The 12,579-nt window shown below is 59.6% G+C and carries 12 protein-coding genes; 7 read left to right on the top strand and 5 right to left on the bottom strand.

What is annotated here, in order from left to right:
- Positions 1–23 precede the first annotated feature (23 nt).
- The gene (gene icd / locus AC3RCP_RS20595; protein WP_007929208.1) at positions 24–1,280 is read left to right on the top strand and encodes an NADP-dependent isocitrate dehydrogenase; all 1,257 of its coding nucleotides are present in this window, start codon (positions 24–26) and stop codon (positions 1,278–1,280) included.
- A gap of 89 nt (positions 1,281–1,369) precedes the next feature.
- On the opposite strand, the gene cspD is transcribed toward icd, so the two are convergent.
- Entirely contained in the window at positions 1,370–1,627 is a 258-nt protein-coding gene (cspD, locus tag AC3RCP_RS20590) for a cold shock domain-containing protein CspD (RefSeq protein ID WP_007929210.1), read from the bottom strand.
- 226 nt (positions 1,628–1,853) lie between these two features.
- Between cspD and clpS the strand changes: the two genes are divergently transcribed.
- Positions 1,854–2,216: an ATP-dependent Clp protease adapter ClpS gene (gene clpS / locus AC3RCP_RS20585; RefSeq protein ID WP_009044582.1), complete on the top strand. Its 363-nt coding sequence runs from the start codon at positions 1,854–1,856 to the stop codon at positions 2,214–2,216.
- A gap of 29 nt (positions 2,217–2,245) precedes the next feature.
- A complete protein-coding gene (gene clpA / locus AC3RCP_RS20580) occupies positions 2,246–4,516 on the top strand; it encodes an ATP-dependent Clp protease ATP-binding subunit ClpA (protein WP_007929214.1) in 2,271 nt (756 codons plus the stop codon).
- Positions 4,517–4,637: 121 nt separating this feature from the next.
- Here clpA and infA read toward each other — a convergent pair whose 3' ends face one another.
- From infA to trxB, 4 genes are all read right to left on the bottom strand, one after another.
- The gene (gene infA / locus AC3RCP_RS20575; RefSeq protein ID WP_002553999.1) at positions 4,638–4,856 is read right to left on the bottom strand and encodes a translation initiation factor IF-1; all 219 of its coding nucleotides are present in this window, start codon (positions 4,854–4,856) and stop codon (positions 4,638–4,640) included.
- A gap of 100 nt (positions 4,857–4,956) precedes the next feature.
- Positions 4,957–5,664, bottom strand: coding sequence for an arginyltransferase (locus AC3RCP_RS20570; protein WP_087091617.1), 708 nt, complete (start codon positions 5,662–5,664; stop codon positions 4,957–4,959).
- Between the two features lie 57 nt (positions 5,665–5,721).
- The gene (aat, locus tag AC3RCP_RS20565) at positions 5,722–6,402 is read right to left on the bottom strand and encodes a leucyl/phenylalanyl-tRNA--protein transferase (protein ID WP_102679835.1); all 681 of its coding nucleotides are present in this window, start codon (positions 6,400–6,402) and stop codon (positions 5,722–5,724) included.
- A 71-nt stretch (positions 6,403–6,473) separates the two neighbouring features.
- The gene (gene trxB, locus AC3RCP_RS20560) at positions 6,474–7,424 is read right to left on the bottom strand and encodes a thioredoxin-disulfide reductase (RefSeq protein ID WP_492570967.1); all 951 of its coding nucleotides are present in this window, start codon (positions 7,422–7,424) and stop codon (positions 6,474–6,476) included.
- Positions 7,425–7,741: 317 nt separating this feature from the next.
- On the opposite strand from trxB, the gene ftsK reads away from it, so the two are divergent.
- From ftsK to crcB, 4 genes are all read left to right on the top strand, one after another.
- Positions 7,742–10,150 (top strand): DNA translocase FtsK, encoded by a 2,409-nt coding sequence (ftsK, locus tag AC3RCP_RS20555; RefSeq protein WP_101338475.1) that lies wholly within the window; start codon positions 7,742–7,744, stop codon positions 10,148–10,150.
- A gap of 65 nt (positions 10,151–10,215) precedes the next feature.
- The gene (gene lolA, locus AC3RCP_RS20550; protein ID WP_007929220.1) at positions 10,216–10,839 is read left to right on the top strand and encodes an outer membrane lipoprotein periplasmic chaperone LolA; all 624 of its coding nucleotides are present in this window, start codon (positions 10,216–10,218) and stop codon (positions 10,837–10,839) included.
- A 30-nt stretch (positions 10,840–10,869) separates the two neighbouring features.
- Positions 10,870–12,195: a replication-associated recombination protein A gene (locus AC3RCP_RS20545; protein ID WP_492570968.1), complete on the top strand. Its 1,326-nt coding sequence runs from the start codon at positions 10,870–10,872 to the stop codon at positions 12,193–12,195.
- Positions 12,192–12,566 (top strand): fluoride efflux transporter CrcB, encoded by a 375-nt coding sequence (gene crcB / locus AC3RCP_RS20540; RefSeq protein ID WP_007929222.1) that lies wholly within the window; start codon positions 12,192–12,194, stop codon positions 12,564–12,566. The genes AC3RCP_RS20545 and crcB overlap by 4 nt, the downstream gene beginning before the upstream one ends.
- The last annotated feature ends 13 nt before the right edge of the window (positions 12,567–12,579 follow it).

Raw genomic sequence — 12,579 nt, 5'->3', positions numbered from 1 at the left:
CAATCCACACAACGGAGTTCAGCATGGGATACAAGAAGATTCAGGTTCCAGCAGTCGGCGACAAAATCACCGTCAACGCAGACCATTCTCTCAATGTTCCTAACAACCCGATTATCCCTTTCATCGAAGGCGATGGTATTGGCGTTGATATCAGCCCGGTCATGATCAAGGTTGTCGATGCTGCTGTTAAGAAGGCCTACGGCGGCGAGCGCAAAATCTCCTGGATGGAAGTCTATGCCGGCGAGAAAGCAACTCAAGTGTACGACCAGGACACCTGGCTCCCTCAGGAAACCCTGGACGCAGTCAAGGATTACGTGGTTTCCATCAAGGGCCCGCTGACCACTCCGGTAGGTGGCGGTATCCGTTCCCTGAACGTGGCCCTGCGTCAGCAGCTTGACCTGTATGTGTGCCTGCGCCCGGTGCGCTGGTTCGAAGGCGTGCCGAGCCCGGTGAAGAAGCCTGGCGATGTCGACATGACCATTTTTCGTGAGAACTCGGAAGACATTTACGCCGGTATCGAATGGAAGGCCGGCTCCGCCGAAGCCACCAAGGTCATCAAGTTCCTCAAAGAAGAAATGGGCGTCACCAAGATCCGTTTCGACGAAAACTGCGGTATTGGCGTCAAGCCGGTTTCCCTGCAGGGCACCAAGCGTCTGGCGCGCAAAGCGCTGCAATATGTGGTCGACAACGACCGCGATTCGCTGACCATCGTGCATAAAGGCAACATCATGAAGTTCACCGAAGGTGCCTTCAAGGAGTGGGCCTATGAAGTGGCGGCGGAAGAATTTGGCGCGACGCTGCTCGATGGCGGCCCGTGGATGCAGTTCAAGAATCCGAAAACCGGCAAGAACGTGATCGTCAAGGACGCCATCGCCGATGCGATGCTCCAGCAGATCCTGCTGCGTCCGGCCGAATATGACGTGATCGCGACCCTCAACCTGAACGGTGACTACCTGTCCGACGCACTGGCGGCTGAAGTGGGCGGGATCGGCATCGCTCCGGGCGCCAACCTGTCCGACACCGTGGCCATGTTCGAGGCGACCCACGGTACGGCGCCGAAGTACGCGGGCAAGGACCAGGTGAACCCGGGTTCGCTGATCCTGTCCGCGGAAATGATGCTGCGTCACATGGGCTGGACCGAAGCGGCCGACCTGATCATCAAGGGCACCAACGGCGCCATTGGTGCCAAGACCGTGACCTACGACTTCGAGCGCCTGATGGAAGGTGCCACGCTGTTGTCGTCTTCGGCGTTCGGCGATGCGCTGATCTCTCACATGTAAATTGACGCGCTCCAAATGAAACGGCCGGCTCAATCGATTGAGCCGGCCGTTTTTTTATGACTGTTTTTATGACTGGATGCTGAAGATTTTCAGCTCAGGGCCGTTTCCTGGTAGGAGGGGGCTGCGACGGGGGTGTTCTGGGTCTTGATGGATTGGATTTTCACGGCGTGCAGGCCCTTGGGTCCTTGAGTGATCTCGAAGCTCACGGCCTGGCCGGCTTTCAAGGTTTTGTAGCCTTCCATCTCGATGGCCGAGTAGTGGGCGAAAAGGTCGTCGCTTTTACCCTCCTCATTAATGAAGCCATAACCCTTGGCGTTGTTGAACCACTTGACCTTGCCGCTTGCCATGCTCATATCCCTCTGCAACAGACTCCATCACTGGAGTATCATCCAGTTCATCCGTACCGGAATCCGAAAATATAGGATTGACGGTACGGACCTTTATTACCCAATGTGGGCTCTATTGGTTGTAACACCGTTTTGCCGATAGTCAAGGTGACCCGGCGGTCGGAGTTGAAATCCCCCTGGAGTGCCCCCACCACTGTATTTGCTCAACTAACGAACCTTTCTTTCCATGCATGCAATCAGCCAGATTCGACTAACATTCAATCAGGATCGCCCGGATTTCCAAGACGACGATTCCGCTGGCTTGGCTGTACAGGAAGCTAAGCCGACGTTGCAGGCTCCGCCGATGTACAAGGTGGTTTTGTTCAATGATGACTACACACCGATGGATTTCGTCGTCGAAGTGCTCGAGGTGTTTTTTAACCTGAATCGCGAGCTGGCGACCAAGGTAATGCTGGCCGTTCATACAGAAGGACGGGCAGTATGTGGATTGTTTACCCGCGACATCGCCGAGACCAAGGCCATGCAGGTCAACCAGTACGCCAGGGAAAGCCAGCATCCGCTACTCTGTGAAATCGAGAAGGACGGTTAACGCCGACCACTTGGGTATGAGGTGAAGCTATGTTAAACCGCGAGCTCGAAGTCACCCTCAATCTCGCCTTCAAAGAGGCTCGTTCGAAGCGTCATGAGTTCATGACCGTCGAGCACCTCTTGTTGGCTCTTTTGGATAATGAGGCCGCCGCCACCGTTTTGCGTGCCTGCGGAGCAAACCTCGACAAACTCAAGCACGACCTGCAGGAGTTCATCGACTCCACCACGCCGCTGATTCCTGTGCACGACGAGGATCGCGAAACCCAGCCAACCCTGGGCTTCCAGCGTGTGCTGCAACGTGCTGTCTTTCATGTGCAGAGCTCGGGCAAGCGCGAAGTGACCGGCGCCAATGTGCTGGTTGCGATCTTCAGTGAGCAAGAGAGTCAGGCGGTGTTCCTGCTGAAACAGCAGAGCGTTGCCCGCATCGATGTCGTCAACTACATCGCCCATGGCATCTCCAAAGTGCCGGGGCATGGCGATCATTCCGAAGGTGAGCAGGATATGCAGGACGATGAAGGCGGTGAGTCTTCCTCTTCAGGTAATCCGCTGGATGCTTATGCCAGCAATCTCAATGAGCTGGCGCGCCAGGGGCGTATCGACCCGTTGGTCGGGCGTGAGCAGGAAGTCGAGCGTGTGGCGCAGATTCTTGCGCGCCGGCGCAAGAACAACCCGCTGCTGGTGGGCGAGGCCGGGGTCGGTAAAACGGCCATCGCCGAAGGTCTGGCCAAGCGCATCGTCGACAGTCAGGTGCCTGACCTGTTGGCCAGCAGCGTGGTGTACTCCCTGGATCTCGGCGCGTTGCTGGCGGGTACCAAATACCGCGGCGATTTCGAGAAGCGCTTCAAGGCGTTGCTGGGCGAGTTGAAGAAACGTCCGCAGGCGATCCTGTTCATCGACGAGATTCATACCATCATTGGCGCTGGTGCGGCGTCCGGTGGGGTGATGGATGCCTCGAACCTGCTCAAGCCGCTGCTTTCCTCGGGCGACATCCGTTGCATCGGTTCGACCACCTTCCAGGAATTCCGTGGAATTTTCGAGAAGGACCGGGCCTTGGCTCGCCGTTTCCAGAAGGTCGATGTGTCCGAGCCTTCGGTAGAGGACACCATCGGCATTCTGCGCGGCCTCAAGGGGCGTTTCGAGCTGCACCACAGCATCGAGTACAGCGATGAGGCATTGCGCGCCGCCGCCGAACTGGCGTCGCGTTATATCAATGACCGGCATATGCCCGACAAGGCGATCGACGTGATCGACGAGGCGGGCGCCTATCAGCGTCTGCAGCCTGTCGACAAGCGCGTAAAACGCATAGAGGTTGCTCAGGTCGAGGATATCGTGGCGAAAATCGCGCGGATTCCGCCGAAACACGTCACCAGTTCCGACAAGGAGCTGCTGCGTAACCTCGAGCGCGACCTGAAGCTGACGGTGTTCGGCCAGGATGCGGCGATCGACTCGCTGTCGACCGCGATCAAGCTGTCCCGTGCCGGCCTGAAGTCGCCGGACAAGCCTGTCGGTTCGTTCCTGTTCGCCGGGCCTACCGGTGTCGGTAAGACCGAGGCTGCACGGCAGTTGGCCAAGGCGCTGGGTATCGAACTGGTGCGTTTCGACATGTCCGAGTACATGGAGCGTCACACCGTATCGCGTCTGATCGGTGCGCCTCCGGGTTATGTCGGTTTCGACCAGGGCGGTTTGCTGACCGAAGCGATTACCAAGCAGCCTCATTGCGTATTGCTGCTCGATGAAATCGAAAAGGCCCACCCGGAAGTCTTCAACCTGCTGCTGCAGGTGATGGACCACGGTACCTTGACCGATAACAACGGGCGCAAGGCGGATTTCCGCAACGTGATCGTGATCATGACCACCAACGCAGGTGCCGAGACTGCGGCGCGGGCTTCCATCGGGTTCACTCATCAGGATCACTCTTCCGATGCCATGGAAGTGATCAAGAAGAGCTTCACGCCGGAATTCCGTAACCGTCTGGACACCATTATCCAGTTTGGTCGCCTCAGTCATGAGGTCATCAAGAGCGTGGTGGACAAGTTCCTTACCGAACTGCAGGCGCAGCTGGAGGACAAGCGCGTTCAGCTGGAAGTCACCGATGCGGCCCGCAGCTGGCTGGCGGCTGGTGGTTACGATGTGACCATGGGCGCTCGTCCTATGGCGCGCCTGATCCAGGACAAGATCAAGCGTCCGCTGGCGGAGGAGATACTCTTTGGCGAACTGGCCGAACATGGCGGTGTGGTGCACATCGACATCAAGGATGGCGAGCTGACCTTCGAGTTCGAGACCACCGCAGAAATGGCCTGACCGGCCGCAATAAAAAAGGCGCCGCAAGGCGCCTTTTTTATATCTGTTCTGTAGGCAGGCAGAGTAAATCGCAGGCAAACAAAAACGCCCGGCATGGGCCGGGCGTCTTGTATTGACTTGCTTAGCGAGCGCGGTAAGTGATGCGCCCTTTGCTCAAGTCATAGGGCGTCAGTTCGACGCGCACTTTGTCACCGGTAAGAATACGAATGTAGTTCTTGCGCATCTTGCCGGAGATATGCGCGGTTACGACGTGCCCATTTTCCAACTCCACACGAAACATGGTGTTGGGCAGGGTGTCGACGACAGTGCCTTCCATTTCGAAGCTGTCTTCTTTCGACATGCAGTAAAGCCCTCGGTGTCCAATGAATGGCCCGGTGCAACTGCGCCAGGCAAAAGCGGCGTGCATTGTGCCCGAAAAGTGGGGTTCAAGCCAAGGGCTTCTAGTTCAGGATGACCCATCTCTGGTTAATCAGCAGCTCAATGGGCCGATATTGGGTCTTGTAGTTCATCTTTTTGCAGTTCTTGATCCAGTATCCGAGGTAGACCGCGTCCAGACCCAGGCGCAAGGCTTCGCCGATCTGCCACAGAATGGCGTAGCGGCCGAGGCTGCGGCGCTCTTCATCGGGTTCGTAGAAGGTGTAGACCGCGGAAAGGCCATTGGGTAGCAGATCGGTGACGGCCACGGCGAGCAGGCGCCCATCGAGGCGGAACTCGTAGAATCTGGAGAAGGGCAGATCGCGAACCAGAAAGGTCGAGAACTGATCGCGGCTGGGTGGGTACATGTCGCCATCGGCGTGGCGTTGCTCGATATAACGCTGGTAAAGGTCGAAATACTCTTCGCTGAACCCCGGTTTGGCAGGCTGGACTTTCAGGTCGGCATTGCGTTTGAGAATACGTTTTTGCTGACGATTGGGTACAAACTGCGCGGCAGGAATGCGTGCCGGAACACAGGCATTGCAGTTCTGGCAATGCGGCCGGTACAGGTGGTCGCCACTGCGGCGAAAGCCCATTTCCGACAGATCTGCGTAGACATGCACATCCATGGGCTGACTAGGATCGAGGAACAGCGTGGTCGCCTGTTCTTCGGGCAGGTAGCTGCAAGAGTGGGGCTGAGTGGCATAAAACTTCAAACGCGCCAACTCGGTCATGAATCAACCCTCGGGATTAGCTTTGAATTAAGTGTAAGCCACACCGGCAAAACCCGCCTAGGAAACCCATATGGCGCGGCTGGGCTGGTCCAGATGGCGCCGCAGATAGCCGGCGAACTCCTGGCGGGGGATGGCGCGGGCGCCCAGGCTGTGCAAGTGGTCGGTGGGCATCTGGCAGTCGATCAGGGCGAAGCCCCATGCCCGTAAATGTTGGACCAGCGTGACGAAGCCGAATTTCGACGCATTGTCGGCCCGACTGAACATCGATTCGCCAAAAAACAGCTGGCCCATTGCTAGCCCATACAGCCCGCCCACCAGCAAACCCTGATCCCAGACTTCGACCGAATGGGCATAACCGCGCTTGTGCAGTTCAAGGTAGGCATCCTGCATCGATTCGGTGATCCAGGTGCCGTCGGCATAAGGGCGTGGCGCCGCGCAGGCGCTGATGACCGCGGCAAAATCCTGATCGAAGGTGACCTGGTAGCGTTGCTGGCGCAGCAGCTTGCCCAGGCTGCGGGATACATGCAGTTCGTCTGGAAATAACACTGTGCGTGGGTCGGGTGACCACCAGAGGATGGGCTGGCCTTCGGAAAACCAGGGAAAGCAGCCGTGGCGATAGGCCTGGATCAACCGGTCGGCCGACAGGTCGCCGCCGGCGGCCAACAGGCCGTTGGGGGTGCGCAGGGCCTTTTCCAGCGGGGGAAAGTCGAAGGTGTTGCGTTGTAACCAGGTCAGCATGGCATTCAGACTTGCGGAAGGGGAGGGCGGTGGCGGGCCTGCAAGGCCCGCCGCAAGCGTAGGTCGGGAGGTCAGTTGTCGTCGAGGAATTTCTCTGCATCCAGGGCCGCCATGCAGCCCGCGCCCGCGGAAGTGACGGCCTGGCGGTACACATGGTCGGCTACATCGCCCGCGGCGAACACGCCCGGGATGCCGGTAGCCGTGACTTCACCTTCGCTGCCACCCTTGACCAGCAGATAGCCATCGCGCATTTCCAACTGGCCCTTGAACAGATCCGTATTGGGCTTGTGACCGATGGCGATGAATACGCCGGCCAGCGCCAGTTCCTGGGTCTCTCCGGTCAGGCTGTCGCGCAGTCGGGCGCCGGTGACGCCGCTGGCATCGCCCAGCACCTCATCGAGATTCTGGTTCCAGTGCAGACGGATATTGCCCTTGGCGGCTTTGTCGAACAGCTTGTCCTGGAGGATTTTCTCCGCGCGCAGCTTGTCGCGCCGGTGCACCAGGTGAACCTCTTTGGCGATGTTGGAGAGGTACAGGGCTTCCTCCACGGCGGTGTTGCCGCCACCGATTACGGCAACTACTTGATTGCGATAGAAAAAGCCGTCACAGGTAGCGCAGGCGGATACACCCTTGCCGGCGAAGGCTTCTTCGGAGGGCAGGCCCAGGTACTGGGCCGATGCACCCGTGGCGATGATCAGTGCGTCGCAGCTGTAGGTGCCGCTGTCGCCCTTGAGGATAAAGGGTCGCTGCTGCAACTCCGCGGTATGGATGTGGTCGTAGACGATCTCGGTGTCGAAGCGTTCAGCGTGTTTTTGCATGCGCTCCATCAGCACCGGGCCGGTCAGGCCTTCGACATCGCCAGGCCAATTGTCGACCTCGACGGTGGTGGTCAGTTGACCGCCCGCTTGCAGGCCGGTGATGACGGTCGGTTTGAGGTTGGCGCGGGCGGCATAAACGGCAGCGCTGTAACCGGCAGGGCCGGAGCCCAGAATGATCAGGCGTGAATGCTTCGCTTCGGTCATAAAAACACCTCATAAGCCTTTGTCACAAAAGAGAATGCATGCTCAAATTGAATACTGCGTAAAGTGTTCCTGATTATGCTACACCCAGTATTGAGCAGCGTGGCACGGCGCTTACAAACCCGTACAATGCGGGTTTGTATCCCTATATGGAATACATCGGCATTGCACGCGGCAGCTCTTACAGTTTCGCAATGCGTGGGCAGAATGTTAAAAGTAGCCCCAGTTACGCTCGTCAACTTTTTTACCTGCCTGGATTGGGCAGTATTTTTTAGTCGATCAACAGTTGGACGCGCCCATGGCGCAGGAAAAGACGCGTTTTGAAGAAATCCACCGCAGCACCTAAAACAGTAGTCCCACTCTGGCGCCAGCAATTGCACTACCGGCTCAAGGAAGGTGCGTTGATCGCCATTGGGGCCTTGTGCCTGTTCCTGATGATGGCATTGCTGACATATGGCAAGGACGATCCGGGCTGGAGTCATAACAGCAAGATTGAAGATGTACAGAACTTCGGTGGTCCTGCGGGCTCTTACAGCGCCGATATCCTGTTTATGGTGTTGGGTTACTTCGCCTATATCTTCCCGTTGTTATTGGCGATCAAGACTTATCAGATCTTCCGTCAGCGCCATGAGCCGTGGCAGTGGAGCGGCTGGCTGTTTTCCTGGCGTTTGATCGGCCTGGTATTCCTGGTGCTGTCCGGTGCCGCGTTGGCGCATATCCATTTCCACGCGGCGACCGGCCTGCCGGCTGGCGCAGGTGGGGCGCTGGGTGAAAGCCTGGGCGACCTAGCCAAGAACGCGCTGAATATCCAGGGCAGTACCCTGATGTTTATCGCGCTGTTCCTGTTCGGCCTGACCGTTTTTACCGATCTTTCCTGGTTCAAGGTCATGGATGTGACCGGCAAGATCACCCTCGACCTGTTCGAACTGTTCCAGGGCGCCGCCAACCGCTGGTGGGCGGCCCGTACCGAGCGCAAGCAACTGGTCGCCCAATTGCGTGAAGTGGATGCCCGGGTCGACGAAGTGGTCGCTCCGACCGTGACCGACAAGCGTGAGCAGGCCAAGGTCAAGGAGCGCCTGATCGAGCGCGAGCAGGCCCTGAGCAAGCACATGTCCGACCGTGAGAAACAGGTCCCGCCGGTGATTGCCCCGGCCCCGGTCAAAGCGCCCGAACCCAGCAAGCGCGTGCAGAAAGAGAAACAGGTCCCGCTGTTCATCGACAGCGCGGTCGAAGGCACCTTGCCGCCTATCTCTATTCTCGATCCGGCGGAAAAGAAACAACTCAACTACTCCCCCGAGTCGCTGGCCGCTGTCGGCCATCTGCTGGAAATCAAGCTCAAGGAGTTCGGGGTCGAGGTGTCGGTGGACTCGATCCACCCGGGCCCGGTGATTACCCGTTACGAAATCCAGCCGGCCGCCGGTGTGAAAGTCAGCCGTATCGCCAACCTGGCCAAGGACCTGGCGCGTTCGCTGGCGGTGACCAGCGTGCGGGTAGTGGAAGTGATTCCCGGCAAGACCACCGTGGGTATCGAGATTCCCAACGAAGACCGGCAGATCGTGCGCTTCTCCGAAGTGCTGTCGACCCCGGAATACGACAACTTCAAATCCCCGGTCACTCTGGCCCTGGGCCACGATATCGGCGGCAAGCCGATCATCACCGACCTGGCCAAGATGCCTCACCTGCTGGTGGCCGGGACCACCGGTTCCGGTAAGTCGGTGGGTGTGAACGCGATGATTCTGTCGATCCTGTTCAAGTCCGGCCCGGAAGACGCCAAGCTGATCATGATCGACCCGAAAATGCTCGAGCTGTCGATCTACGAAGGCATCCCGCACCTGTTGTGCCCGGTGGTGACCGACATGAAGGACGCCGCCAACGCCCTGCGCTGGAGCGTGGCCGAGATGGAGCGGCGCTACAAGCTGATGGCGAAGATGGGCGTGCGTAACCTGTCGGGCTTCAACGCCAAGGTTAAAGAAGCGATCGAAGCCGGTACGCCGCTGACCGACCCACTGTACAACCGCGAAAGTATTCACGACGAAGCGCCGCTGCTGACCAAGCTGCCGACCATCGTCGTGGTGGTCGACGAATTCGCCGACATGATGATGATCGTCGGCAAGAAGGTCGAAGAACTGATCGCGCGGATCGCCCAGAAAGCCCGTGCCGCGGGGATCCACCTGATCCTGGCGACCCAGCGTCCGTCGGTGGACGTGATCACCGGCCTGATCAAGGCCAACATCCCGACCCGCATGGCGTTCCAGGTATCGAGCAAGATCGACTCGCGGACCATCATCGACCAGGGCGGCGCCGAACAGCTGCTGGGGCACGGTGACATGCTCTACATGCCGCCGGGCACCAGCCTGCCGATCCGCGTCCATGGCGCCTTCGTCTCCGACGATGAGGTGCACCGTGTGGTGGAGGCCTGGAAACTGCGTGGCGCACCGGAGTACAACGACGACATCCTCAACGGTGTCGAAGAAGCCGGTAGCGGCTTCGACGGCAGCAGCGGCGGTGGTGACGGTGACGACGCCGAGACCGACGCGCTGTACGACGAGGCGGTGCAGTTCGTCCTCGAGAGCCGCCGGGCATCGATCTCCGCGGTTCAGCGCAAGCTCAAGATCGGCTACAACCGCGCGGCCCGCATGATCGAAGCCATGGAAATGGCCGGTGTGGTGACCGCCATGAACACCAACGGCTCGCGCGAAGTGATAGCGCCGGGTCCGATGCGCGACTAATGACCCGACACAGGCGGCGCGCCCCAGCGCCGCCGGTTTTTTCCACGAATCTAATGAGGACTCCCATGCGTCTTATCCGCATGTTGCTGGTACCGGTACTGGCTTTAACGACGCTGTCGGCCCATGCCGATCAGAAAGACGTGGCGCGCCTGACCCAGTTGCTCGAAAAGTCCCAGACCCTGACCGCGCGTTTCTCGCAACTGACCCTAGACGGCAGCGGCACCCAGCTGCAGGAAACCGCTGGCGACATGGCGCTGAAGCGCCCGGGCCTGTTCTACTGGCACACCGATGCGCCGCAGGAGCAACTGATGGTCTCCGACGGCAAGAAGGTTTCCCTGTGGGACCCGGACCTGGAGCAGGTCACCATCAAGACCCTGGACCAGCGCCTGACCCAGACCCCAGCCTTGTTGTTGTCGGGCGATGTGTCGAAAATCAGCGAAAGCTTCGACATCAGCGCCAAGGAAGCCGGTGGCGTGGTGGACTTCATCCTCAAGCCGAAAACCAAGGACACCCTGTTCGACAGCCTGCGCCTGTCGTTCCGCAATGGCCTGGTGAATGACATGCAACTGATCGACAGCGTTGGCCAGCGCACCAATATCCTGTTCACCGGGGTCAAGGCCAATGAGCCGATCGCCGCTTCCAAGTTCAAGTTCGACATCCCCAAGGGTGCCGACGTGATCCAAGAATAAGTCGACGCCAAGAGGTTTCAATCGTCCGCCATGGATCTGTTTCGCAGTGACCCGATCGCCCAACCCCTGGCCGCGCGCCTGCGCCCGGCCAACCTGGACGAGTACGTCGGTCAGGAACATGTGCTCGCCCGCGGCAAGCCTCTGCGCGAAGCGCTGGAGCAGGGGGCCTTGCACTCGATGATCTTCTGGGGGCCGCCGGGCGTGGGCAAGACCACCCTGGCGCGGCTCCTGGCGAAAGTCTCGGATGCGCACTTCGAAACGGTCTCGGCGGTACTGGCCGGGGTCAAGGAGATCCGCCAGGCGGTGGAAATCGCCAAGCAGCAGGCGGCCCAGTACGGGCGTCGGACCATCCTGTTCGTCGACGAAGTGCACCGTTTCAACAAGTCGCAGCAGGATGCCTTCCTGCCCTATGTCGAAGATGGCACCCTGATTTTCATTGGTGCGACCACCGAGAACCCGTCCTTCGAGCTGAACAACGCACTGTTGTCCCGGGCCCGGGTGTATGTGCTCAAGAGCCTCGACGAGGCGGCGCTGCACAAGCTGGTACAGCGGGCCTTGACTGAGGAACGCGGGCTGGGCAAGCGCCAGCTGAGCCTCAGCGACGAAGGCTTCCAGATGCTCCTGGCAGCGGCGGACGGCGATGGCCGGCGCCTGCTCAACTTGCTGGAGAATGCCTCGGATCTCGCCGAAGACGGGACGCAAATCGGTGTCGAGCTGCTGCAAAGCCTGTTGGGCGATACCCGCCGGCGTTTCGACAAGGGCGGCGAAGCCTTCTACGACCAGATATCGGCGCTGCACAAGTCGGTCCGCGGTTCCAACCCGGACGGGGCCCTGTACTGGTTCGCGCGGATGCTCGACGGCGGTTGCGACCCGCTGTACCTGGCGCGGCGCGTGGTGCGCATGGCCAGCGAAGACATCGGCAACGCCGATCCACGGGCCCTGAGCCTGTGCCTGGCGGCCTGGGACGTGCAGGAGCGCCTCGGCAGCCCCGAAGGCGAGCTGGCGGTGGCCCAGGCCATCACCTACCTGGCCTGCGCGCCAAAAAGCAACGCCGTGTACATGGGCTTCAAGGCCGCCATGCGCAGCGCTGCCGAGCATGGGTCGCTGGAAGTGCCGCTGCACCTGCGCAATGCGCCGACCAAACTGATGAAGCAACTGGGTTACGGCGACGAATATCGTTATGCCCATGATGAGCCGGATGCCTACGCGGCCGGCGAAGACTACTTTCCCGAGGCGCTGGAGCCGCAACCCTTCTATCAACCCGTGCCCCGTGGCCTGGAACTGAAGATCGGCGAGAAGCTCAAGCACCTGACGGAGCTTGACCGGGCCAGCTCCAAGCAGCGGAGAAAACCGTGATCCCGTTGATCCTTGCCGTCTCGGTGGGTGGTATTGCCGGAACCCTGTTGCGCTTTGCCACCGGTAACTGGATCAGCGCCAATTGGCCGCGGCACTTCTATACCGCGACGCTGGCCGTTAATATCGTGGGCTGCCTGCTGATCGGCGTGCTGTACGGCCTGTTTCTGATACGCCCGGAGGTGCCCATCGAGGTGCGCGCCGGGTTGATGGTGGGCTTCCTTGGCGGCCTGACGACTTTTTCATCCTTTTCACTGGATACGGTGCGTCTGCTGGAAAGCGGACAGATACCGCTGGCCCTGGGCTATGCGGCCATCAGCGTATTCGGCGGGCTGCTCGCGACCTGGGCCGGCCTGTCCCTGACCAAACTTTGATAAACGAGAGACC

Source organism: Pseudomonas sp. GW822-FHT05A08, assembly GCF_058800485.1.
This window is presented reverse-complemented; position numbering and strand designations above follow the sequence as displayed.

Coding starts and splice junctions, on each gene's coding strand:
- icd (WP_007929208.1), top strand. CDS start 24: ATGGGATACAAGAAGATTCAGGTTCCAGCAGTCGGCGACAAAATCACC.
- cspD (WP_007929210.1), bottom strand. CDS start 1,627: ATGGCAAGCGGCAAGGTCAAGTGGTTCAACAACGCCAAGGGTTATGGC.
- clpS (WP_009044582.1), top strand. CDS start 1,854: ATGCATGCAATCAGCCAGATTCGACTAACATTCAATCAGGATCGCCCG.
- clpA (WP_007929214.1), top strand. CDS start 2,246: ATGTTAAACCGCGAGCTCGAAGTCACCCTCAATCTCGCCTTCAAAGAG.
- infA (WP_002553999.1), bottom strand. CDS start 4,856: ATGTCGAAAGAAGACAGCTTCGAAATGGAAGGCACTGTCGTCGACACC.
- AC3RCP_RS20570 (WP_087091617.1), bottom strand. CDS start 5,664: ATGACCGAGTTGGCGCGTTTGAAGTTTTATGCCACTCAGCCCCACTCT.
- aat (WP_102679835.1), bottom strand. CDS start 6,402: ATGCTGACCTGGTTACAACGCAACACCTTCGACTTTCCCCCGCTGGAA.
- trxB (WP_492570967.1), bottom strand. CDS start 7,424: ATGACCGAAGCGAAGCATTCACGCCTGATCATTCTGGGCTCCGGCCCT.
- lolA (WP_007929220.1), top strand. CDS start 10,216: ATGCGTCTTATCCGCATGTTGCTGGTACCGGTACTGGCTTTAACGACG.
- AC3RCP_RS20545 (WP_492570968.1), top strand. CDS start 10,870: ATGGATCTGTTTCGCAGTGACCCGATCGCCCAACCCCTGGCCGCGCGC.